This window comes from Pseudonocardia yuanmonensis, assembly GCF_039542425.1.
Taxonomy (GTDB): domain Bacteria; phylum Actinomycetota; class Actinomycetes; order Mycobacteriales; family Pseudonocardiaceae; genus Pseudonocardia; species Pseudonocardia yuanmonensis.
The window spans coordinates 222293-244765 of the sequence record NZ_BAABIC010000008.1; the positions used below are offsets into that span (position 1 = coordinate 222293).

24 protein-coding genes are annotated in these 22473 nt (G+C 75.6%); 13 read left to right on the top strand and 11 right to left on the bottom strand.

Translation table 11 applies throughout. The features are described 5' to 3' along the window. Positions 1 to 83 precede the first annotated feature (83 nt). A complete protein-coding gene (locus ABD990_RS14405) occupies positions 84 to 1946 on the bottom strand; it encodes an ABC transporter family substrate-binding protein (RefSeq protein ID WP_345380974.1) in 1863 nt (620 codons plus the stop codon). Between the two features lie 100 nt (positions 1947 to 2046). After that, on the bottom strand, positions 2047 to 3993 hold the full coding sequence (gene typA / locus ABD990_RS14410; RefSeq protein ID WP_425569598.1) for a translational GTPase TypA: 1947 nt from the start codon (positions 3991 to 3993) through the stop codon (positions 2047 to 2049). A gap of 72 nt (positions 3994 to 4065) precedes the next feature. Between typA and ABD990_RS14415 the strand changes: the two genes are divergently transcribed. After that, positions 4066 to 4206: a hypothetical protein gene (locus ABD990_RS14415; protein WP_345381027.1), complete on the top strand. Its 141-nt coding sequence runs from the start codon at positions 4066 to 4068 to the stop codon at positions 4204 to 4206. Between the two features lie 194 nt (positions 4207 to 4400). Here the strand turns inward: ABD990_RS14415 and ABD990_RS14420 are convergent, their stop codons facing one another. The 4 genes from ABD990_RS14420 to ABD990_RS14435 form a co-directional block, all read right to left on the bottom strand. Continuing rightward, the gene (locus tag ABD990_RS14420) at positions 4401 to 5354 is read right to left on the bottom strand and encodes a hypothetical protein (protein ID WP_345380975.1); all 954 of its coding nucleotides are present in this window, start codon (positions 5352 to 5354) and stop codon (positions 4401 to 4403) included. Between the two features lie 60 nt (positions 5355 to 5414). Continuing rightward, entirely contained in the window at positions 5415 to 6263 is an 849-nt protein-coding gene (locus ABD990_RS14425; protein ID WP_345380976.1) for an NUDIX domain-containing protein, read from the bottom strand. Positions 6264 to 6353: 90 nt separating this feature from the next. Then, positions 6354 to 7712 carry a sensor histidine kinase gene (locus tag ABD990_RS14430; RefSeq protein WP_345380977.1) on the bottom strand — a complete coding sequence of 453 codons (1359 nt, stop codon included), beginning with the start codon at positions 7710 to 7712 and terminating at the stop codon, positions 6354 to 6356. A gap of 3 nt (positions 7713 to 7715) precedes the next feature. Continuing rightward, the gene (locus ABD990_RS14435) at positions 7716 to 8399 is read right to left on the bottom strand and encodes a response regulator transcription factor (protein ID WP_345380978.1); all 684 of its coding nucleotides are present in this window, start codon (positions 8397 to 8399) and stop codon (positions 7716 to 7718) included. A gap of 136 nt (positions 8400 to 8535) precedes the next feature. On the opposite strand from ABD990_RS14435, the gene ABD990_RS14440 reads away from it, so the two are divergent. Genes ABD990_RS14440 through ABD990_RS14455 form a run of 4 tightly spaced genes read left to right on the top strand, consistent with a single transcriptional unit; the run spans position 8536 to position 11703 of the window. Next, positions 8536 to 9567 (top strand): LolA family protein, encoded by a 1032-nt coding sequence (locus ABD990_RS14440; RefSeq protein ID WP_345380979.1) that lies wholly within the window; start codon positions 8536 to 8538, stop codon positions 9565 to 9567. 29 nt (positions 9568 to 9596) lie between these two features. Then, positions 9597 to 10517, top strand: coding sequence for an ABC transporter ATP-binding protein (locus ABD990_RS14445; RefSeq protein WP_345380980.1), 921 nt, complete (start codon positions 9597 to 9599; stop codon positions 10515 to 10517). After that, positions 10514 to 11365, top strand: a complete 852-nt coding sequence (locus tag ABD990_RS14450) for an ABC transporter permease (RefSeq protein WP_345380981.1) — start codon at positions 10514 to 10516, stop codon at positions 11363 to 11365. Before ABD990_RS14445 ends, ABD990_RS14450 begins: the two co-directional genes overlap by 4 nt. Before the next feature lie 41 nt (positions 11366 to 11406). After that, positions 11407 to 11703 (top strand): 4a-hydroxytetrahydrobiopterin dehydratase, encoded by a 297-nt coding sequence (locus tag ABD990_RS14455; RefSeq protein ID WP_345380982.1) that lies wholly within the window; start codon positions 11407 to 11409, stop codon positions 11701 to 11703. A 25-nt stretch (positions 11704 to 11728) separates the two neighbouring features. Here the strand turns inward: ABD990_RS14455 and ABD990_RS14460 are convergent, their stop codons facing one another. After that, positions 11729 to 12337, bottom strand: a complete 609-nt coding sequence (locus ABD990_RS14460; protein ID WP_345380983.1) for a hypothetical protein — start codon at positions 12335 to 12337, stop codon at positions 11729 to 11731. Positions 12338 to 12489: 152 nt separating this feature from the next. Between ABD990_RS14460 and ABD990_RS14465 the strand changes: the two genes are divergently transcribed. From ABD990_RS14465 to ABD990_RS14475, 3 genes are all read left to right on the top strand, one after another. Next, positions 12490 to 12975: a TspO/MBR family protein gene (locus ABD990_RS14465; protein ID WP_345380984.1), complete on the top strand. Its 486-nt coding sequence runs from the start codon at positions 12490 to 12492 to the stop codon at positions 12973 to 12975. A gap of 173 nt (positions 12976 to 13148) precedes the next feature. Beyond that, positions 13149 to 14216: a 3-deoxy-7-phosphoheptulonate synthase gene (locus ABD990_RS14470; protein ID WP_345380985.1), complete on the top strand. Its 1068-nt coding sequence runs from the start codon at positions 13149 to 13151 to the stop codon at positions 14214 to 14216. 44 nt (positions 14217 to 14260) lie between these two features. Beyond that, positions 14261 to 14689 (top strand): SRPBCC family protein, encoded by a 429-nt coding sequence (locus ABD990_RS14475; RefSeq protein WP_345380987.1) that lies wholly within the window; start codon positions 14261 to 14263, stop codon positions 14687 to 14689. A 43-nt stretch (positions 14690 to 14732) separates the two neighbouring features. Here ABD990_RS14475 and ABD990_RS14480 read toward each other — a convergent pair whose 3' ends face one another. Further along, complete coding sequence (locus tag ABD990_RS14480) at positions 14733 to 15185, bottom strand: pyridoxamine 5'-phosphate oxidase family protein (RefSeq protein WP_345380988.1); 453 nt, start codon at positions 15183 to 15185, stop codon at positions 14733 to 14735. Between the two features lie 81 nt (positions 15186 to 15266). Beyond that, positions 15267 to 15575, bottom strand: coding sequence for a DUF1905 domain-containing protein (locus ABD990_RS14485; RefSeq protein ID WP_345380989.1), 309 nt, complete (start codon positions 15573 to 15575; stop codon positions 15267 to 15269). 166 nt (positions 15576 to 15741) lie between these two features. Here ABD990_RS14485 and ABD990_RS14490 point away from each other — a divergent pair, with 166 nt between their 5' ends. Further along, a complete protein-coding gene (locus ABD990_RS14490) occupies positions 15742 to 16188 on the top strand; it encodes a DUF6325 family protein (RefSeq protein ID WP_345380990.1) in 447 nt (148 codons plus the stop codon). A gap of 14 nt (positions 16189 to 16202) precedes the next feature. Beyond that, positions 16203 to 16514 (top strand): SHOCT domain-containing protein, encoded by a 312-nt coding sequence (locus tag ABD990_RS14495; RefSeq protein ID WP_345380991.1) that lies wholly within the window; start codon positions 16203 to 16205, stop codon positions 16512 to 16514. Between the two features lie 57 nt (positions 16515 to 16571). Here the strand turns inward: ABD990_RS14495 and ABD990_RS14500 are convergent, their stop codons facing one another. Beyond that, a complete protein-coding gene (locus ABD990_RS14500; RefSeq protein WP_345380992.1) occupies positions 16572 to 17186 on the bottom strand; it encodes a protein-L-isoaspartate(D-aspartate) O-methyltransferase in 615 nt (204 codons plus the stop codon). 2 nt (positions 17187 to 17188) lie between these two features. Beyond that, positions 17189 to 17419: a hypothetical protein gene (locus ABD990_RS14505; RefSeq protein ID WP_345380993.1), complete on the bottom strand. Its 231-nt coding sequence runs from the start codon at positions 17417 to 17419 to the stop codon at positions 17189 to 17191. 376 nt (positions 17420 to 17795) lie between these two features. Between ABD990_RS14505 and ABD990_RS14510 the strand changes: the two genes are divergently transcribed. The 3 genes from ABD990_RS14510 to pta all read left to right on the top strand — a co-directional run bounded on the left by ABD990_RS14510 (position 17796) and on the right by pta (position 22317). Then, a complete protein-coding gene (locus ABD990_RS14510) occupies positions 17796 to 18725 on the top strand; it encodes an ABC transporter substrate-binding protein (protein WP_345380994.1) in 930 nt (309 codons plus the stop codon). Next, complete coding sequence (locus tag ABD990_RS14515; RefSeq protein WP_345380995.1) at positions 18722 to 19480, top strand: siderophore-interacting protein; 759 nt, start codon at positions 18722 to 18724, stop codon at positions 19478 to 19480. The genes ABD990_RS14510 and ABD990_RS14515 overlap by 4 nt, the downstream gene beginning before the upstream one ends. A 206-nt stretch (positions 19481 to 19686) precedes the next feature. Continuing rightward, entirely contained in the window at positions 19687 to 22317 is a 2631-nt protein-coding gene (gene pta, locus ABD990_RS14520; protein WP_345380996.1) for a phosphate acetyltransferase, read from the top strand. The last annotated feature ends 156 nt before the right edge of the window (positions 22318 to 22473 follow it).

Here is a 22473-nt window from a genome sequence, read left to right on the forward strand (position 1 = left end):
ATCGTGACCAAAGGGTGACGTGAAGTGGACAGCGCGACACATCGTGATTACTCTGGAGTAACTTGTGCCCCGACGAGGGAGGCTCAGCTGACCGGGGCGCTCCATCGTTGCGCTCCGGTGAGCGGTCCCGTCCCCAGCGGGCCGGGGCCGAACCCGGTGGCGGCGGCGCCGGGCGTCGTGCTCACGAGGAGCGACACCTGCTGGAAGAGCGGCAGGACCGGCAGCTGCGCCCAGAGCACCCGTTCGGCCGTGGCGAGCTGCTCGGGATCGGGCACCGCGGCCGTCGCCAGGGACTCGAGCACCGGCTGCAGCGTGGCCGAGCAGAAGCCGTTGGGCAGGGCCGGCGGCGCGGGCAGCGTGGGGGTCGGGTCCGGGCAGCCGTAGGCCGAGGCCAGCTGCGGCCCGAGCGGCCCACCGACGGCCCGGGGCAGCACGAGGATGTCGGCCCGGACGGTCGCGTTCGGCGCGGCGGTGCCGCTCGGCGGCGCCGAGGTGGTGGCCGGGGCGCCCGACGCCGTCGCCGAGCCGGTCGTGGGCGCCGTCGTGGGTGCCGGCGTGGGTCCGGTCGTCGGGGCGGTCCCCGGCGAGGGAGTGGCCGAGCTCGGAGCGGAGGTCGGGGCGCTGGTGCTGGGCGGCGTCGCGACCACCGCCCGCTGGGTGAAGAGGTCCGCCGCCGGCGGTGCCACCACCTGCACTTCGATCCCGGCCGCCCGGAGCTGCTCCGCGACGGCCTCGGCCACGTCGACGTCCGTGGTCCGCTCGGCGCCGGCCGCGATCACGAGGCTCAGCGGGGTGTTGCCGAGGGTCCACGCCCCGTCCGCGGCCCGCGTGTACCCGGCCTCGGTGAGCAGGCGCTCGGCGGCGGCGGGGTCGGTGCGGGCGGGGCCGCCCGCCGGGGCGGTCGGGGCGTAGCCGGGCTGCGAGGGGGCGAGGCCGAACGCGTCGGCCGGCAGGGCGGCGGGCGCCACGGCGGCGCGGATCCGCTCGCGGTCCAGCAGGGCCCCGACGGCCTGGCGCACCCGGACGTCGGACAGGGGGCCGTAGTCCGAGCGCAGCGCGAGGTCGGTGACGGTCGCGCGCGGGGCGGGCGTGGTCGTGACGGCACCGCCGAGGGGGGCGAGGGCCTCGGTGACCTCCGGCCCCGCGGTGGGCATCGCGACGTCGACGTCGCCGACCCGAAGGCCCTCGGCGAGGGTCTGCGGGCCCAGCCGGCGGAGGACGATCTGGTCGAGGGTGGCGGGAGTGGCCCAGTAGAGGTCGTTGCGGACCAGGGTGACCTCGCCGCGGGCGCGGTCCACCGCGGCGACGCGGAAGGGGCCGCCCGAGGCGGGCAGCCCGCCCTGCAGCGCCCCCGTCCACGAGCCGGGCGCGTCCTTGAGGATCTGCGCGGGCAAGAGCCCGGAGAAGAGGTGCTGCCACTGCGGGTACGGCTCGTCGAACACGACGTCGACCGCCTTGCCGCCGGCCCGCGACCGGACGTCCGTGACGTGCCGGTACCCCTCGGCGTCGACCGTGCCGGGCTGGGTCCGCATCTGCTGCCACAGGTAGACGAAGTCCTCGGCGGCGATGGGCGAGTTCGACGACCACGAGGCCTGCACGTTGAGCTCGTAACTCACCGTGAAGGGGCTGGTCGAGACGACCTCGGCGCTGGTGGCGACCGTGCGGTCGAGCTGCAGGTCCCCCTCCGCGTCCGGCCGGAACACCGAGGGCAGCACCAGCGTGGCCAGCGCCTGGGTGACCGGCGAGCGGTCCGCGAGCAGGTGCGGGTTGAAGCCCGCGCCGAGGTCGTCCACCCCGACCACGACCTCGGTGGCCCGGACGGCCGTCGGCGGCGGCGCGGGCTGCGGCGGGGCGGGCTGCTCCACCGGCGCGTCCGTGCAGGCCGCGAGCAGGGTGAGCAGGCAGGCGCCGACCACGAGCAGCGTCCTGCGTGCCCAGCCGCTCACGTGCCCTCCCCCGTCCGGGGGCCGGGCGGCCCGCCGGACCGCCATCGTCGCACCGGCGACGTGGCGGAGCGGTGCCGGGCCCGACCGGCCGGGTCCGCGGCTACCGGGAGACGCCGGCCGCCGCGGCCTTGGCGCGGGCACGCTGCCGGCCGCGCAGGTGCGAGTCCAGCTCGACCTTGCGGATCCGGACGTTCTCCGGGGTGACCTCGACGCACTCGTCGGAGGCGCAGAACTCCAGGCTCTGCTCCAGCGACAGGATCGTCGGCGGGGTGAGCTTGACCAGCTCGTCGCCCGTCGACTTGCGCATGTTGGTGAGCTTCTTGTCCCGCACGATGTTGACCTCGAGGTCCTCGTTGCGGGTGTACTCGCCGATCACCATGCCGTCGTAGACCTGGGTGCCCGGGCCGACGAACAGCACGCCGCGGTCGGAGAGCGCGTCGACGGCGTAGCCCGTGACGGCGCCCGTGCGGTCCGCGATCAGGGAGCCGCGCAGCCGGCTGGAGATCTCGCCGACCCAGGGGCCGTAGCCGTCGAAGACGTGGCTGGCGATGCCCGCGCCCCGGGTGATGGTGAGGAACTCCGTGCGGAAGCCGATCAGCCCGCGCGAGGGCACCCGGAAGTCCAGCCGGACCCGGCTCTCGCCGTGCACCATCTGGCTCATCTCGCCCTTACGGGCGGCGAGCAGCTGGGTGACGGCGCCGAGCGAGTCGGTGGGGACGTCGATGGAGAGGCGCTCGAACGGCTCGTGGAGCTTGCCGTCGACGGTCTTCGTGACGACCTCGGGCTTGCCCACGGTGAGCTCGTAGCCCTCGCGGCGCATGGTCTCGACCAGCACGGCCAGCGCCAGCTCGCCGCGGCCCTGGACCTCCCAGGTGTCCGGGCGCTCGGTGGGCAGCACGCGCAGCGACACGTTGCCGACGAGCTCGGCGTCCAGCCGGCCCTTGACCTGCCGGGCGGTGAGCTTGGTGCCCGGCTTGGGGTCGCGGCCCACCAGCGGCGAGGTGTTGATGCCGATGGTCATCGAGATCGCCGGCTCGTCGACGTGGATGCGCTCGAGCGGGACCGGGTTCTCCGGGTCCGCGAGCGTGTCCCCGATCATGACGTCCGCGATCCCGGCGACCGCCACGATGTCGCCCGCGACCGCTTCCTCCGCCGGCACCCGCTGCAGGCCCTCGGTGCGCAGCAGCTCGGTGATCTTGACGCGGGTGACGGTGCCGTCCTCCTTGCACCAGCCCACCTGCTGGCCGCGCCGGATCACGCCGGCGCGCACCCGACAGAGCGCGATGCGGCCGAGGAAGGAGGTCGCGTCGAGGTTAGTGACGTGCGCCTGCAGCGGGGCGGTCGGGTCGTCCTCCGGCGCCGGGACGGTGTCGAACAGGACGTCGAACAGCGGCTGGAGGTCCTCGGAGTCCGGCAGCGTGCCGTCGGCGGGCCGGTTGCGCGAGGCGCGGCCGGCGCGGCCGGAGGCGTAGACGACCGGGAGGTCGAGCAGGTGGGCCGTGGCGTCCTCGTCGAGGTCCAGCTCGTCCGCCAGCTCCAGGAGCAGCTCGAGCGACTCGTCGACGACCTCCTCGATGCGGGCGTCGGCACGGTCGGTCTTGTTGACGACCAGCATCACCGGCAGGCCCGCGGCCAGCGTCTTGCGCAGCACGAAGCGGGTCTGCGGGAGCGGGCCCTCCGACGCGTCGACCAGCAGGACCACGCCGTCGACCATCGACAGGCCGCGCTCGACCTCGCCGCCGAAGTCCGCGTGGCCGGGCGTGTCGATCACGTTGACCGTGACGCCCTGCCAGTTCACGGTGGTGTTCTTGGCGAGAATGGTGATGCCCTTCTCGCGCTCGAGGTCGCCGGAGTCCATCACGCGGTCGACGGGCTCGGCCCGCTCGCCGAACGCGCCCGAGGCGCGCAGCATGGCGTCGACGAGGGTGGTCTTCCCGTGGTCGACGTGCGCGACGATCGCCACGTTCCGCAGTTCGCGCGTGCCGTCCGGCAGGCCGCGGTCGGCGATCTGCGGGGCGTCGGCGAGGGTGGATCCGGCTGTGCTCACACTTCACGGTATCCCGGCGGAGGTCTGGACCTTCGCGAAAGGTCAGCCTAGGCTCACCTCACGATGGGCAAGGTGAAGAAGAAGTGCTGCCGGTCGAAGCCGAAGCGGTGCAAGAGCTGCCCCGTCGTAGCCCTCCGGCTCAAGAAGATGGACGCCAAGAACCTCTCGGGCAAGGAGTACGCCCGGGCGCTGAAGACGGCGCGCATCTACTGAGGTCGCGGGCCTGCGCGGGTCCGCCGCCGTCCTTGTGGACGGTCGCGGGCGGCCTGCGGCCCGCCTCCCCGACGCGCTCTGAATCGTTCCCTGCTCGGCCGACGGCCGGCGGGTTCGATCATGCCCACCACCCCCTGATCCGATGACCAAGGTCACAGAGTGATCCGGACCGCCGCGCCCCCGTCCGCCGCGGATCACCCGGCCCTCCGGGACAGCGCGACCGCGCGGCCGATCTCGCCCAGCACGCGGTCCGGTCGGGTCGCGAGCTCCTGCCAGCCACAGGACAGCACCGTCCAGCCGGCGCGGGCGAGCACACCCCGCCGCCACAGCGAGCGCCGGCGCGCCTCCGCCCCGAGCGGCCGCGCCCAGCCCTCGACCTCCACGGCCACCCGTGCCTGCGGGAAGGCGACCGGCAGCACCACCCCGGCCGCCGGGTGGTCCGTGCGCCAGCCGATGAGCCGCGCCTCCCGCAGCCGCGTGACCAGGAGCCGGACGGCCGCCGGTCCGGCCCGTTCCGCGGTCGCGGCCAGGGCGGCGCGCGCCGCCGCGGCGCCCGCAGCGCCGTGGTTCCGCGCGTGAGCCCGCGCCACCTCCGCGAACCCGACGTGCGACTGCAGGGCACGGTCGAGGAACGGTCCGCCCGCCGCGCCCAGCTCGACCGCCGCCTCCAGCACGGCGAGCGGCAGCGCGGTGACGGGCACGTCGTGCCGGCTGGTCCGGTCGTCGTCGGCGAGGTCGCGGCGGCGGACGGTGACGCCCGGCCGGTTCCGCGGCGAGCGGCGGCGCGGCACGGTCACGGCGATCTCGCCGGCCAGGGCCGGGGCCACGCCGTGCCACCAGGCGGCGGCCAGGCCGCTGAGCACCGCGTCGTCGCCGGCCCAGAGGACGGCGGCGCGGACCCGCGCCTCGTCCGTCACCCGGTGGGTGCGGTCGAGGTAGACCCGCGGGTGCAGCGGGACCCAGTGCCGGCCGGCCAGCTTCCGGTCGATCGCGTCGGGGGACAGGCCGACGGCCCGCGCCTGCGCCCGCCCGACGACCCCGGCCTGACGCCGGAGCAGCGCGGCGAGAGCGGGATTCCCGGACGGGGCGGCAGGGGCGGCGGGGGTGGCAGGGGCAGGGGCGGGGTCGAGGTGCGTGATCGGCTCCATGCCCGGTTTCGACGGACCCGTCCCCGCTGCGGTTCCACCCGTCGTCGATCGGTCCCGGGCTCAGGCGCGGAGGAGGGCCTCCAGGTCCGCGACCACCGCCCGGTCGGCCTCGACCCACCCCACCGTGGGCAGCTCCCGCGCCCCCACCCAGCGCACCGCGAGATGTTCCAACGCCTTGGGCTCCGGGGAGTCCGGACGCAACCCCGCGGCGTACATCCGCAGCACGAGCTCCCCGCCCGGCGTCGTCACGGGCAGGTCGGTGCCCACCCGCTCCCCCACCTCGACCTGCGCGGCGAGCTCCTCCGCGCACTCCCGGGCCAGCGCCTCCGGCTCCGACTCGCCCGGCTCGGCCCGCCCTCCCGGCAGCTCCCACCGCCCCCGCAGCTCGGCCGGCCGCGACCGCTGCGCGGCCAGCACCTCGCCGTCGCGCACCACCGCCGCCCCGACGACGACCGGCGCCCCGGCCAGCTCCTCGGCCCGCCGCCGGTACACGGCGGAGCGGGCCGCGAGCATGGCGCGCATCAGCCGGCGCACCAGGATCGCGTCGCCGATCCGTCCGACCGGCCCGAAGGGCGACCGCCAGCGGATCTCGTCCCGCATCACCGTGCCGTCCGGCCGGTCGGCGAGGGTCGTGGTGTGCACCAGGCCCTTCGCCGGTCCGCCCGCCAGCTCCGACACCATCCCGTCGACGCCGGCGGACCGGATCCGCGACCGGTACGGCAGCCGGACGCCGGGGGCGAGCCGGGCCTCGAGCAGCACCACGTCGCCCGGGACCAGCAGCCGGACGGCGGCGGAGTACCGGTGCCCGACCGCCCGCAGCGACTCGTCGGCCGCCTCGCCGTCCCGCACCACGCCGGCGACCAGCCGGCGCGGTGCCGCGATCAGGGTCGAGCGGCTCTCCACGGGCACGACCGGGATCGTTCCAGACCCGGCGACCGCCGGCCGGTCACGGCCCCGCCCTCACGGTGCGGTCCGGCGCACCTCCAGCCGCGCCCCGCCTCACGGTGCGGGCCAGCGCACCTCCAGCCGCGCCCCGCCCCACGCCGACGCGCCCGCGGACACCTCGCCGCCCCGCCCGCGCACGAGCGCCGCGACCAGCGCCAGCCCGAGCCCCGCGTGCCCGCCGCCCGCCTCCTGGGAGAGCCGGGTGAACCGGTCGAACACCCGCACCCGGTCGGCCTCGGGGATGCCCGGGCCGTCGTCGGACACCACGAGGCGGGTGACCCGCCCGGCCGGCAGCACCTCGATCCGGACCCGCGTCGCGGCGTAGCGCGCGGCGTTGGCGAGCAGGTTGTCCAGCACCAGCGCGACCTCCGCGGGCCCGGCCGCGGCCAGCGCGACGCCCGGCGCGAGCAGCTCGGGCGCCGGGCCGGAGGTGACCCGGTCGACCGCCGAGCGGGCCGCCTCCACCAGGTCGACGGGTTCGGGGTCGGGCCGCTGCCCGGCGTCGGCCCGGGCGAGCGCCAGCAGATCGGCGAGCAGGCCGGACAGCCGCTGCGCCTCGACGGCGACGTCGCGCAGCGTCTCCCCCGCCAGCGCCGGGTCCGGGTGCGCGACCGCCACCTCGGCCTGCGCGCGGATCGCGGCGACCGGGGAGCGCAGCTCGTGGGCCGCGTCGCCGGTGAACCGCTCGAGCCGGGCGGCGGCCTCGTCGCGGCGCGCGAGCAGGGAGTTCAGCTCCTCGGCGAGGGCGCGCAGCTCGTCGTGCGCCGCGGGGACGGGCAGCCGGCGCCCGGGCGGGAGTGCCGCCGCGGCGGCCCGCATCCGGTCGACGGGCCGCAGCGCCGCCCGCGTCGCCACCCAGGCCGCGAGCGCCACGACCGCCGCCGCGAGCAGCCCCGCCACGACGAACCCGACGGCCGCTCGGGCCAGCAGCGTCGCCCCGCCGACGAGGTCGCCGGACACGAACACGAGCCGGGTGCTCCCGTCGGGCAGGATCGCCGGGTCCGCCACCCAGCGTGTGGCGGCGCCGTCGAGGAACACGTTCTCGGCCCGCCCGGCCGCGAGGTCCCGCACGTCCCGCTCGCCCATCGGCAGCGGCCCGCGCCCGTCCACGGGCGTTCCCGCGGTGTCGGTGATCCGGATCGACGGCGGGGTGGCCCGGTCGTCGACCGCCGCCCCCGCCTCGAGCCGCGACACGACGACCCCGGCCTGGGTGTGCAGCTCGTTGTCCGCCGCGGCGATCAACGTGGTGTAGAGCAGGGTGACCCCGAGGCGGCTCAGCGCCAGCAGAGCGACGAGCGCGACCGCGCCGACCACGGTGGTGATCCGGAAGCGCAGCGTGCGGTGCCGCCACCAGCTGCGGACCCGCAGCACCCGGGAGCGCGCCAGGCCGCGGGCGAACCGGCGCCGCAACACCGCTCAGCCCGATCCGACGAGGTACCCGTGCCCGCGGACGGTGCGCAGCACGTGGCCGGCACCGACGGCGTCGAGCTTGCGGCGCAGGTACCCGACGTAGACCTCGACGACGTTGCGGCTCGCGGCCTGCTCGTCGCCCCAGACCAGGCGGAGCAGCTCGTCCTTGGCCACGGCGGTGTCCGGGCGGCGGGCCAGCGCGTGCAGCAGCTCGAACTCCCGCGGCGAGAGCTCGACGGGCGCGTCCTCCCAGGTCACCGCCCGCGAGGCGGGGTCGACGACCAACCCGCCCAGCCGCACCCGCTGCCCGGAGCGGCCGAGCGCGGCGTCGCGCCGGCGCAGCATCGCCTTGAGCTGCGCCACGAGCACGACGAAGGAGAAGGGTTTGACGAGGTAGCCGTCCGCCCCGAGGTCCAGCCCGTCCGCCTGGTCGATCTCGCCGTCCTTGGCGGACAGCATGAGCACCGGGGTGTCGACGCCGGCCGCGCGCATGCGCTCGAGGACCCGGTAGCCGGACAGCCCGGGCAGGATGATGTCGAGCACGACGGCGTCGAAACCCCCGGTCAGCGCGGCGCGCAGCGCGGAGTCGCCGTCGCCGACCGCGACGACCTCCATCCCCTCGGCGGTGAGCCCGCGGGTCAGCGCCGTGCGCACCCCGGGCTCGTCGTCCACCACCAGCACCCTGGCCATCGCCGACAACGTACCGCCGGACGGACGCCCGGCCCTCCGCATTGCTGCTCGTTCCGCACGCGCCGCTCAGTCGTTTCTCAGCGGCGGGGTGTCCGGTTGAGACCTCTCTCAGCCCTCGTGCGTCAGGCTTACCGGCATGGCAGTGGGGACGGCGGGACGGTTCTGGGCCCGCATCGGAACGGGTGTGGCGATCGTGGGCGCGGTCGGGCTGGGACTCGTGGCGATGCCCGCGGGCGCGGGCGCGCAGCCGGAGTTGCCGCCGGTCTCGCCGGAGGACCTGGTGACCTCGGTGGCGCAGGCGAACCCGGGGCCGCTGAACGGCACGGTCGAGCTGGACAACGCGCTCGGCCTCCCCGCGATCCCCGGCGTGCCGGAGCTCGCGAACGGCACGAAGGAGGCCCGCGTCTGGTCGGACGGCGCGGGCAGGGGCCGCGTGGCGCTGCCGTCGGACCAGGGCGAGAAGACGCTGGTCTCGGACGGGACCACGGCCTGGTCCTACGACTCCACCGACCGCACGGCCACCAGGAAGACGCTCACCCCGGGCGAGCACCAGCCCGAGGCCGGGGCCGCGGACCCGACCCGCTCGGCCGCCGACGCCGTCGCGCAGCTGCGCACCACCAGCACCGTGACGGTCGACGGCACCGCCGAGGTGGCGGGCCGCCCGGCCTACGAGCTGGTCCTGGCGCCCAAGCCCACCGAGCGGACGCTGCTGCGCGAGGTCCGGATCGCCGTGGACTCGGAGAAGCGGATCCCGCTGCGGCTCACCGTGCTGGCCACCGGGTCCGCCGACCCGGCCCTCGAGGTCGGGTTCACCGACATCACCTTCGGCCCGCAGGACGCCTCGCTGTTCACGTTCACCCCGCCGCCCGGCACGACCGTCACGGACGCCCCGGACGGCGGGCCCGACCGCGGCGACCGGCCCGGCGGAGCCGAGCCGACGGTGGTCGGCGACGGATGGGACACCGTCGTGATCGCCCAGCGCCCCGCCCAGGACCGCGCGCCACAGGGCACGCCCGACCTCGGGCAGCTCGGCGCCCCGGTCAGCGGGTCCTGGGGCAGCGGCCGGCTGATCACCACCGCGGTGGCGAGCGCGATCGTGACCGACGACGGGCGGGTCGCGGCGGGTGCCGTCCCCGAGCAGGTGCTCACCGAGGCCCTGTCGAAGTGACGACCCTCCCCGTGCGGGAGGCTGCGCGGGTGACCGCCGCTCCCGCCGCCCGGGCCGTCGGCCTGCGGAAGGTCTACGGCCGCACGGTCGCGGTGGCGGGCCTGGACCTCGAGGTCCCCGCCGGTGCCGTGCTCGGCATGCTCGGGCCCAACGGCTCGGGCAAGACCACCCTGATCCGGATGCTGCTCGGGCTGACCCGCCCGACCGCGGGCACCGCCGAGCTGCTCGGCCGCCCGCTGCCGGAGGTCGCCGGGGCCCTGCCGCACGTCGGCGCGCTGGTCGAGGGGCCCGGCTTCCACCCGTTCCTCTCCGGGCGGGAGAACCTGCGCCGGATGGCCGCGGCCGAACCGCTGCTCGACGCGGCGGCCATCCCGGAGGCGGTCGGGTCCGCGCTGGAACGGGTGGGGCTCGCCCACGCGGCCGACCGCCGGTTCCGCGGCTACTCGCTCGGCATGAAGCAGCGGCTCGGGCTGGCCGGGGCGCTGCTCGTCCCGCGCCGGCTCGTGGTGCTCGACGAGCCGACCAACGGCCTCGACCCGGCCGGCACCCGGGACGTCCGGGCGATCATCGCCGAGCTGCACGCCGCCGGATCCACGGTGATCGTCTCCTCGCACCTGCTGGCCGAGGTGGAGGCGACCTGCACGCACGTCGCGGTCCTGCAGTCGGGCGCGCTGGTCGCGGCCGGGGAGCTGCGGGGGTTGTTGGACTCGCGGACCGGCGGCCTCGTCGTCGTGACGCCGGACGTCGAGCCGGCCCTGCGCGCGCTGACCGAGGCCGGGGCGGTGGCGGCCCGCGACACCGGCGGCGAGCCCGGCGTGGTCGTGACGGACGGGCCGGAGCCGCCGGAGATCGTCGCGCTGCTGGTGCGCGCGGGCGTCCCGGTGCACGAGGCGCGCCGCCGCCGCCCGCGGCTCGAGGAGCTGTTCGCGCAGCTCACGGAGGGACCATGACGTTCACCGCCGCCCCGGTGGCGGACCCCGGCCGCACCACCGCCCCGCTCGGCCGGCTGCTCGCGGCCGAGGTGCGCTGGGTGTTCCGCCGCCCGCGCACGCTGGTCACGCTGGGCCTGTTCGCGCTGATCCCGGTGCTCATCGCGATCGGGGTCGTGGTCGCCGACCGCAGCGGCGGGGGCGGGCTGATCGGCGCCGTCGCGGGCAACGGACTCGTGCTCCCGGTCGCGGCCCTGACCGTCACGCTGGCGCTGCTGCTGCCGCTCGCCGTGGCCATGGCGGCGGCCGACGCGATCGCCGGCGAGGCCGCCGTCGGCACCCTGCGCGGCCTGCTGCTGGCGCCCGTGAGCCGGCTGCGGCTGGTCGGGGTGAAGGCCTTCGGCGTGCTGGTGGTGGCCTTCGCCGCGGCGCTGGTGATCGCCGTCGTCGGGGTGCTGGCGGGCATGGTCGTGGTCGGCAGCGCGGACGGCGGGATGGTCACCCTCTCCGGCACCACGCTCGGCCTCGGCGCCGGGCTCGCCCGGGTCGCGCTGGTCACGATCTGGGTGGTCGGGCAGCTGGCGGCCGTCGGTGCGGTGGCGCTGGCGGTGTCCTCACTGACCGAGCACCCGCTCGTCGTGCTGGCGAGCGTGCTGGGCGGGCTGATCGCGTTCGGCGTGCTGAGCGCGATCCCCGCGCTCGACTGGCTGCAGCCCTGGTTGCTCACCTCGGGCTGGTCGGCCGGGGCGGACGCGCTGCGCTACCCGATCACGCTCGACGCCATGGGCTCGTCGACCCTGCGCGCGCTCTGCTACGCGGCGATCGGGATCGGCTTCACGATCTGGCGGATGCAGCGCCGGGACGCGTGAGAAGGGTGCCCGACGGGGCCGGTTGCTCCACGATGGTCGGCATGGCCGAACTGCTGGACGACGACGCCGTCACCGCCGCGCTGACCGACCTGCCCGGCTGGGAGCGGGACGGCAACGCGATCGTGCGCTCCGCCGAGCTGCCGAGCTTCCCCGACGCGATCACCGTCGTCGACCGGGTCGCCGAGGACGCCGAGGAGCGCAACCACCACCCCGACATCGACATCCGCTGGCGGACCGTGACCTTCCGGCTCTCGACGCACTCCGCCGGTGGGCTCACCGCCAAGGACACCGAGCTGGCGGCGCAGATCTCCGCGCGGATCGACGCCGCCGGCCGGTAGGTCCGTCGGGTCCGCGCCGCGGGATTCAGCGCTGCGGCAGCGTGACGCGCAGGTCCGCGAGGAAGGTCTCCACGGGGCTCGCGTCGGGGCCGACCGCGTACCGCTTGTGCGCCGCCTCCCGGCCGGCGAGCACGTAGCCCGTCGCCGGGGCACCCGCGGGTGCCCGCGGCAGCGACCGCGCGATCTCCGCCCCGTACACCGCCGCCGCGACCTCGGCGGCGTGCGCGACCGCGGCCCGGTCCGGCCGGCCGTCGGGCCCGGCGGGGAGCTCGGCGGCCGCGAGGATCCCCAGGCCGGGACCGGGATCGAAGCCGACGACCTCGCTGAGCGCGGCGAGCAGGTCGTCCTCCGCCCCCCCGTGCAGGGGCCACCGCAGGCCGAGCCGGTGCACCGGCACCGACCGCAGGCCGCACCGGGCGAGCGACCGCGGATCGGCGTCCACTGCCACGAGGATCTCGACCTCCACGCCCTCCGCGACCAGGTGCTGCAGGAGGCCACCGGCCTCGGCCAGCAGCTCGGTGCCGTCGACCGCCACCGCCACCACGCGCGACGCCCGTTCCAGCGGGGTCTCCGGGAGGCGGTGCCGTCCGGTCCGCGTCGTCGCGGGCCCGGATCCGCGCAGTTCGCTGATCATCACCTGTCCCAACGGCGAGGGTCTCCGACACGGAGATCGGCCCGGACCGTCACGCCGTTATGCTCCACGACCACCGGGTGCGGCGAGCGGTCGCCCGCCGGGGTGAGCGGTTCGCCGCGCGGAAAGTGTCTCGATGGTCGAGACTGTCCGGTATGACCGTTCACGCCTCCCGTCTGCGCCCGTCCGCCCTGCTCGCGCTGCTCGGGTTCGTCGCCGCGGTGGTGGTCGTCGCCGTCGTCGGCGGGCTCGCCTCCGCCCCGGCGTCCGAGCAGTACGCCGGCTTCGTGCGCCCCTCCTGGGCGCCGCCCTCCTGGCTCTTCGGTCCGGTGTGGACCGTGCTGTACGCGACGATCGCGGTGTCCGGCTGGCTGGTCTGGCGCCGGTCGGGGTTGACCGCACCCGCGCACGTCGTCTATGCGCTGCAGCTCCTGCTGAACATGGCCTGGACCCCGCTGTTCTTCGCCGCGGGGCTCCAGGGCGTCGCTTTCGCCGAGATCGTCCTGCTGTGGCTGTCGATCGTCGCCACGATCGCACTGTTCGCCCGGCACAGCCGCGCCGCCGCCTGGCTGCTCGTGCCCTACCTGGGCTGGGTCACCTTCGCGGCCGCCCTGAACTACGCCATCTGGACGCTCTCCTGAGCACGGCTGCTACGGTGGTCCGCATGGCGCGCCGATACTGGTTTAGCGGGCCGGCCCGGGATGGGTCGGCACGCAGCCTGCTGCGCTGACCCATCCCCACGAGAGCCGGTAACCACCTGGGCCGGCTCGGCGGGATCTTCGACGGGGCCGGTCCGCGAAAGGACCCCACCCCGATGTCCCCCCTCGACACCGCCCTCCCGGCCGCGCTCGACCAGCACCGCACGGCCCGGATCAGCCCGCTGCTCTCCCCCGCGCTGCTGCGGGACGAGCTGCCGGCCGACGACCGGGTCGCCGACGTCGTCACCCGCGGCCGGGCCGACGTGGTCGACGTCCTCGACGGCCGGGACGACCGGCTGCTGGTCGTCGTCGGCCCCTGCTCGATCCACGACCCCGACGCCGCGCTCGACTACGCGCACCGGCTCGCGGCCCGGGCGGAGCGGCTCTCCGGGGACCTGGTCGTCGTGATGCGGGCCTACTTCGAGAAGCCACGCTCGACCGTGGGCTGGAAGGGCCTGATCAACGACCCGGGGCTCGACGGCAGCTTCGACGTCAACCGCGGCCTGCGCACCGCGCGCCGGCTGCTGCTCGACATCACCGCCCTCGGCCTGCCCGTCGGCTGCGAGTTCCTCGACCCGATCACTCCGCAGTTCATCGCCGACACCGTGACCTGGGGCTCCATCGGCGCCCGGACCGCGGCCTCCCAGGTGCACCGGCAGCTGGTCAGCGGCCTGTCGATGCCGGTCGGCATCAAGAACGGGACGGACGGCGACGTCCAGGTGGCCGTCGACGGCATCGGCGCGGCCGCCGCCCCGCACGTGTTCATGGGCATCAACCCGGACGGCCTCGCGGCGCTGGTGCGCACCACCGGCAACCCGGACGCGCACGTCATCCTGCGCGGCGGCGCGGCCGGCCCGAACTACTCCGCCGAGGACGTCGCGGACGCCCGCACCCGGCTCGCGAAGGCCGGCCTGCCCGAGCGCGTGGTCGTGGACGCGAGCCACGGCAACTCGCGCAAGGACCACGTGCGGCAGGCCGGGGTCGTGCGGGAGATCGCGGCCCGGATCGGCGACGGCGACACCGGCGTGACCGGGCTGATGATGGAGAGCTTCCTGGCCGAGGGGAACCAGTCCCTCGGCGGCGAGCTCGTCTACGGGCGGTCCGTCACGGACAAGTGCCTGTCCTGGGACACCACGGCCGACCTGCTCGACGAGCTGGCCGCGGCGGTCCGCGCCCGCCGCTGAGCGGGCCCGGGATAGCGTCGGCCGCCCGGTGGTATCCGCCCGGCATGGGTGACTACGAACACTCCACCACCGTGGCGGCCGAGCCGGACGCGCTGTTCCGGTACCTGTCGGACGTCCACAACCTCCCCGACTACTTCGCCGCCATGCGCGAGGCCGAACCGACCGGCAGCGCCGCCACCGGAGACGTGCCCGGCGGCGCCGAGGAGGTGCACGTGGTCGCGGAGGTCGACGGCGAGCGCACGGAGGGCGAGGCCTGGTTCGACAGCGACCCGGCCCTGCGCTCCCTGCGCTGGGGCTCCGAGGGCCCGAACGGCTACCACGGCGAGCTGTCGGTCAACGCCGTGGCCGAGGGCTCGGAGGTCACGGTCGCCCTGCACACCGAGCACGTCGACGGCGACCGCATCCGCGCCGGCCTCGAACAGACCCTCGCCGAGATCAAGCGGACGGTGGAGGGCACGACCAACCCCACGTGAGCCCGCGTCCCGGCCGCCGGCGACGCGCCCGAAGGGTGAGGGGTCAGACGATCCGGCGGTAGTCCAGCCCGTCCGGCCCCGGCCGCCACGAGACGATCTTCGTGACCGCGACGACCACCGGCTGGGAGAAGACCGCGAGCCAGTCGTCGAAGCTCTGGTCACCGAGCAGGGCGTGGTACTTCTCCTCGAAGGGCGCCAGGTCGCCGGCGACGTCGGCCTGCTCGGCGAGGGTCGCGTCGCCCTCGCCGAGCACGATGTCGGTCCCGCCGGTGGCGCTGTCGAGGGAGAAGGCCACCGCCGGGTTCCGCCGCATCCGCCCGACCTTCGCCGTGTCCGGGCGGCTGAACACCACGAGCCGCGGATCGGCGAACAGGAACCAGACGGGCGCGGTGTGCGGCCGGGGCGTGCGGTCCACCGTCGTCAGCCACAGGATCGGCTCGCGCGCCAGCCGCGCCGCGGTGACGTCGTCCTGCGGGCCGAGCAGTGGATCGGTCACCCGGTCACTCCAGCAGCAGCGGCCCGGCGCGGCAAGCACCACGGCCACGCGCTTCGCCGTGGGGCGGAGCGACGGGCCTGCTCACCCCAGGCGCTCCTCGAGACGGACGGTCACCGTCTCCCCCGCCGTCCGACCGAGGGTGCGCAGCAGCTCCGCCCTCACCGGCAGCTTGTGCGTGCCGTCGCCGAGCGCCATGAAGGAGCTGCGGAAGGCGTGCCCGTCGACGGTGCCGCGCACCTTCACCAGCCCGCGGGTCCCGAAGAACTCCGCCGAGCCCGGCATCCGCACGTAGGTCCAGCCGCCCTGGGCGGCGCTCTTCTGCAGCACGGCCGTGAACTCGACCGCCAAGGGACCCGGCCGGGTCCCCTCGGCTCCGGACCGCTCACCCATGATCGTCTCCTCCCGTGTGCGGCGGTGTCGTCGCAGGAGGGACCGCCGGGGCGGCCCGCACTCATCGGTCCGGGCCGGAAGTCGTCCGCCGAGGGTGAGTCCGCCCGGCCCGGGGCTCCCTAGCGTTCCGGTGACGCGAACGGTGAGACGGGAGAGTGGTGCAGCGATGCCGGATCAGACGACCGCGGGGCCGATCGACTTCGTGCTCCTGGAGTTCCCCGACGACGCCGACACGAAGGCCTGCGGCGACGTCCTCATGGACCTCGTCCGGCGGGACGTCGTCCGCCTCTACGACCTCCTGCTGATCCGCAAGGCCCCCGACGGGTCGTACTCGGGGATCGACCTCACGGACGTGACGAGTGCGGGGGTCGGCGGCTTCACCGCGTTCGAGGGGGCGCGGTCCGGGCTCCTCCACGACGACGACGTCCGGACCGTCGCGGAGATGATGCGGCCGGGCTCCATGGCCGCGCTCCTGCTGTACGAGAACACCTGGGCCGCCCCGCTGGTCGGGGCCGTGCTCGAGGCCGGCGGTGAGCTGATCGCCAGCCAGCGGATCCCTGCGCCGGACGTGCTCGAAGCCGTGGAACGGCTCGAGGCCGGTCTGCCGGGCTGACGGGAGGACACACCATGCCAGGTCTGTTGCGGGGCATCGCCCGCACCGCGATCGTCGCCGGCACCGCCTCCTCGGTGGCCGGACGGGTGCAGCGCCGCCAGGCGCGCAAATTCGCCGACCGGGACGCCGAGATCGCCGCCCAGCGTGAGCGGGCCTACGAGGAGCAGATGGCCCCACCCGCCCCGTACCCGGCCGCCGCACCCGCGCCCGCGCCCGGCGGCGGTACGGACGTCATCACCCAGCTCAAGGAGCTCGCGCAGCTCCGGGAGCAGGGCGTCCTCACGGACGACGAGTTCGCGGCCCAGAAGGCGCGAATCCTCGGCTGAGCGGCGGTCGCCGAGGGCCGGCGCCGCCGGTCCTCGGCGCCGCCGAGGCCGGTCCGCTCAGGCGTCGGGGCTGCCCGGGACCAGGGGGACGAAGCTGACCTCGACCAGGTTCTCGGTGTGGCCGTCGCGGTACCGGACCAGGCTGCCGACCCGGTCGTCGCCGACGGGGCACACGATGGTGCCGCCGGGTGCGAGCTGTGCGCGCAGGGCGGGCGGGATCTCCCGGGTCGCCATGGCGCTGACCATGATCCCGTCGAAGGGGGCCCGGTCGGGGGCGCCGTGCATGCCGTCGCCGGTGCGCACCTCGACGGTGGGGGCGAGCCCGGCGAGGACCTCGCGCGCGCGGGCCGCGAGCGCGGGGTCGCGCTCGATCGACACCACCTCGGCGACGCAGCGGGCCAGCACCGCTGCGGCGTACCCGGACCCGGTGCCGATCTCGAGCACCCGCGCCGTGGGGGGCTGCTGCAGCGCGGCGATGCTGAAGGCCACGATGGACGGAGCGGAGATGGTCTGACCACGGCCGATGTCCAGCGGCATGTCGACGTAGGCCTCGCCGGCGAGCTCCGGCCGCACGAACCGCTCCCGCGGCACCGCGGCCATGGCCGCCAGCACCCGCTCGTCGGTGATTCCCCGCGAGCGGAGCCGGGCGACCATGTCCGCGCGTCCGGTCATGATCAGCCGGACAACCGGCGGGCGAGCATCTGCTTGGCCTGCTCGGCGCCCTTCCGGCTCTCTCCCTGCGCCCGCCGGAAGAACTCGGCCAGCTCGTCGTCGCCGTCGCGCTGGGCGTCCTGGATGTAGGTCTCCAGCCGCAGCGCGTTGCTGAGGCACTGCTCGGTGAACCAGACGAGGTTGTAGTCCTTGTCCTTGGTACCGGTGACCTCGCCGCTCTCGGCCGTCGTCATGATCTGCTCACCTCCGGGTCGTCCCCGGCGGACCGGCGGCTCCCCGCCGCCCGACCGCCCGCGTCCGCGGTGCGGCCCCCGCACCGCCCTGCGCCCCGGCGTGCGCCGACGTGGCGCAGTGCGACCGGGGTACCACCGGGAGGCGCGGGCCAATCACGCCGGCCGCCGGATTCACCGGTTCCTGCGAGCCGGACCCCAGGGCAGGGGCCTGGGTCCCGCAGGATCCGGCGAGGGGCCGGGCGACGACGCGACCCGAACGCACCCGCGCCTCGCAGCAGGTGTTCGAGGCGCGCAACGGGACAAACCTCACACCCCGTCCGACTGTGCAGAGGTTAGCCTCACCTCCGCTCGATTCCGGAGAGGACGGACCCTGCCCATGCCCGCCGTACGTGCCCGTCGCCTGCTCCCGATCGCCGCCGCGGTCGTCGGGGCGCTCGTCCTGTTCGCCTGCGGCGGGAACACCGGGACCGGGGAGGAGGCCGCGGAGCCGCGCACGGTCGCGCACGCGCACGGGGAGACGCAGGTGCCGGCCGACCCGCAGCGGATCGTCGTGCTGGAGCCCGTGCAGCTCGACACCGCCGTCGCCCTCGGGCGCGTGCCGGTCGGAGCGGCGGTGCTGAGCCCCACCGCGGGGGTCCCGGCCTACCTCGGGGAGGAGGCGAAGGCCGTCACGCCGGTCGGGACCGTCGCCGAGCCCTCGCTCGAGGGGATCGCGGCGCTGAAGCCCGATCTGATCCTGGGCACCGAGTCCCGGCACCGCGAGCTCTACCCGCAGCTCACCGCGATCGCCCCGACCGTGTTCATGGCCAGCCAGGCCGACCCGTGGCAGGACAACGTCCGGTTCGTCGGCCGGGCGCTCGGCGCGGAGCCCGAGGCGCAGGGCCTGTTGGACCGGTACGACCAGCGCTGCGACGAGGTCGCCGCCGCCCACCGCACGGCAGGCCGGACCGCACAGCTCGTCCGACCCCGCGAGGGTGTGCTCACCCTCTACGGCCCGACCTCCTTCGCCGGCAGTACCCTCGAGTGCGCCGGCTTCACCACCCCGCCGCGCGACTGGGAGAACTCGATCTCGGTCGATCTGTCCCCCGAGCTCGTCCTGGAGGCCCGGGCCGATCTCGTGCTGGTCACCGCGAGCAAGGCGGGCGACGAGACGGTCGTCCCGCCCGCGGTGGCGGCGGTGCGCGCCGAGTCCTTCCCGAACCTGCACGTCGTGGACCAGTCCTTCTGGATCACCGGCGTCGGGACGCGCGGCGGCCTGGCCGTGCTCGACGACCTCGAGCGCATCCTGGCCGGACGCGCCGCATGACGCGGTCGTTCGACACCTCGCCGAACGTCCTGTTCGAGACCCGCGTCGCCGCCGTCGAGCGGCTCTCCCCGGGCTTCGTGCGGCTCACCCTGCACGGTCCCCAGCTGGCCCACTTCGCCGCGCACGGCCCGGACCAGCGGATCAAGCTCCTCGTCCCGCAGGGCGAGTACCCCACGGCGTTCGATCCGCGGACCGAGCCGGTGCCGGAGCGGGAGTGGCGGGCGACCTGGCGGGACCTGCCCGACGCCGGTCGCCCCGTCCTGCGCAGCTACACGCCCAGCGCGGTGCGCTGGCCGCAGCGCGAGATCGATGTCGACGTGTTCGTGCACGCCCGGCCGGGACCGGCCAGCCGATGGGCCGCTGCGGCCCGGATCGGCGAGCGCCTGCTGGTCTCCGGCCCGGACGTGCGCCGCGGCCGCGCGGACCACGGCGTCCAGTGGCACCCCGGCGCGGCCGGGACCGTGCTGCTCGTCGCGGACGAGGCCGCCCTGCCCGCCCTCCGCGCCATCCTCGCCTCGCTGGGTTCCGAGACCGCCGGCACCGCGCTCCTCGAGGTGGGCGACCCGGCGGACGCGGCCGACCTGGCCGGGCCGCCCGGAGTGGCGATCACCCTCTGCCCCGCGGCCGCCTGCTGCCCGCGGTCGAGGAGTGGACACGCACCCACGGCGCCGCCGCCGCGGCACTCGGCGAGGCCTTCTACGCCTGGCCGCGACCGAGAGCTCCCGGGTCGCCCGGGTCCGGGCACTACTCGGTGAGGCCGGCCTCGCCGCGGCCCGGGTGCAGACGCAGGGCTACTGGCACGATCGCCCGGGCACGACACCGTGAAAAGAAGTCCGACCCTCTGACCAGCTCGGGGCGGGGCGACGCACGCGAGTCCCGCTGTTCGTCGGCCCGATCCCGGACACGCCCTGGCTCATCTCGTCGAGCCCGGGCCGCCGACTGCTCGCCCACGGCCACCTCGGTGCCAACGGCCCTGACCGGCCGCCCGCAACGACGGAAGCCTCCTCCTCACGGCTGCGAGAACCCCCGCACCACGGTCGCCGAGCTGGCGGGCTGGATCCGCGACTGCGGCTACGCCTGCCGGGGGCGCTCGGTGCCCGAGCACGTCTGCGACCCGCTCGCCGAGGCGACCGCCCACGACACGAGCGTCGAGCAGGCCGTTCCCGTCGGGCACGAGGCCGCGCACGCCGTTGCCGCACCGGAGGCGGGGGTGGCCCCGCACGAGATGATGGGGAACGGCGGGCACGGCGAGATGTCGATGGCGGCGATGGTCGCCGACATGCGCAACCGGTTCCTGGTCGCGGCCCTGCTGTCGGTGCCGGTGCTGCTGTGGTCCCCGATCGGGCGCCGGATCCAGCTTCCTCGTCGCCGTCAACGCGCTGCTGCTCAAGCGGCTGCGCCTCCCCCAGCCCCCACCGGCCGACCAGATCCCGGCGCCCGAGGAGGAGGCTCCCGTGCAGCCGGTGACCCGCTGAGTCAGGCGGGACCGATCACGAACGGGAGCGGAACCCAGGTGCAGAACGGTCCGAGGAAGGCCAGGAACGTCTACGTCACCGCGCTCGAGCCGGGGAGCGGCAAGTCGGCGGTCGTGCTCGGGCTGTTCGAGGTGCTCGCCCGGCGGGCGGGACGGGCGGCCTTCTTCCGCCCGCTGGTGGCCGCCGCCGACCCGCCGGATCCGGACGTCGAGCTCGTCCGCCGGCACTACCGGCTCCCGCAGCGCTACACGGACTCCTTCGCCCTGACCACCGCGGAGCTGCACCGTCTCTCGCGCGACGCCGTGCTGGGGCGGATCCTGGACGGCTGGGGGGCGGTGGCGGCCGGCGCGGACGTCGTCGTGGTCGAGGGCAGTGACCTCACCGCGGCGCCGGCCACCGAGGTGGACCTCAACGCCGCCGCGGCCGTCCACCTCGAGGCACCGGTCCTGCTGGTGGTGGGAGGCCGCGGGCGCACGGCGACCCAGGTGCTCGACGCCGTCCGGCATGATCTCGCCGCGCTCGTCGAGCGCGGCTGCGAGCTGCTCGGTGTGGTCTGCAACCGCGTCGACCCGGTCGTGGCCGACAGCGTCCACGACGAGCTACCGGCCGCATCGGGTGGCCTGCCGGGCGGGGTGCTGGCCGAGCTGCCACTGCTGTCGGCCCCGACCGTCGCCGAGGTCGCGGTCACCCTCGGGGCGGAGGTGGTCGCCGGCCGCCCGGAGCTCGCCCGGGAGATCGAGCGGGTGATCGTCGGGGCGATGGGCCTGCCGCACTTCCTCGCACGGGTGGGCGATGCGGACCTGGTGATCACCCCGGGCGACCGGGCGGACATCGTGGCGGGAACGCTCGCCGCGCACCTGTCGGGCACCTACCCGGCCGTCGCCGGGTTGGTCCTGACCGGCGGCACCGTGGACCCGGCGGTGCGCCGCCTCGCCGAGGGCCTCGGCGCGGCCGGCGTACCGGTGCTCGCCGTCCCGGGCGACACCTTCGACACCGTCTCGGCGGTCGGCCGGGTCCGGGCCGCGATCCGCCCGGACGGTGAACGCAAGATCGCCTCCGCGATCCGGCTGTTCGAGGACAGGGTCGACCACGACGCCCTGGCCCGGCGGCTCGACATGGCCCGTCCGGCGCGTACCACCCCGCTGATGTTCGAGCAGCAGCTCCTCGACCGGGCCCGGGCCGACCGCCGGCACATCGTGCTGCCCGAGGGCGACGACGACCGGATCCTGCGCGCCGCGGAGCAGCTGCTCCTGCGCGGGGTGGTCGACCTGACGCTGCTGGGCCGCGAAGCCGAGCTGCGGTCCCGGGCGGCTGCGCTCGGCCTCACGCTGCCCGGCGTGCGGATCGTCGACCCCGCCACGTCACCGTGGCGGGAGGACTTCGCGCGGGTCTACGCCGAGCAGCGCCGCCACCGGGGGGTCGCGCTGCCGTTGGCACTGGACCTGATGGCCGACGGCACCTACTTCGGCACACTGATGGTGCGCCAGGGTGTGGCCGACGGCATGGTCTCCGGGGCCACGCACACCACCGCCCACACGATCCGCCCGGCCTTCGAGGTGATCCGGACCGCGCCGGGGGTGTCGCTGGTGTCGAGCGCGTTCCTGATGTGCCTGGCCGACCACGTCGTCGTCTACGCCGACTGCGCGGTCGTCCCGAACCCGGACGCCGCGCAGCTCGCCGAGATCGCGCTGTCCGCGGCACGCACCGCGACGACCTTCGGGATCGACCCGCGGGTCGCGATGCTGTCCTACTCCACCGGCGAGTCCGGCTCCGGCGCCGACGTCGATCTGGTCCGGACGGCGACGGCTCTGGTGCACTCGCGGCGGCCGGATCTGCCGGTGGAGGGCCCGATCCAGTACGACGCCGCCGTCGACCCCGAGGTCGCGCGCCTGAAGCTGCCCGGCAGCAGGGTGGCCGGGCGGGCGACGGTGTTCGTCTTCCCCGACCTCAACACCGGCAACAACACCTACAAGGCCGTGCAACGCTCCGCGGGAGCGGTCGCGATCGGTCCGGTCCTCCAGGGCCTGGCGAAGCCGGTCAACGACCTGTCCCGCGGGGCGACCGTGCACGACATCGTCACCACCGTCGCGATCACCGCGATCCAGGCACAGGGCTGAGCCCCGGCACGTCCGCGGCCGCACCCGGCCCGGGAACCACCCCCTCCGGCCGCACCTTCGGGCGTACTCCTCCGGCAGGTCGCCGCCGCCGGGCTGTCGCCCACCACGACCCGCTCCACCGGCACCTCGGGGTACTTGGCCGTCCAGGGTGCGAGC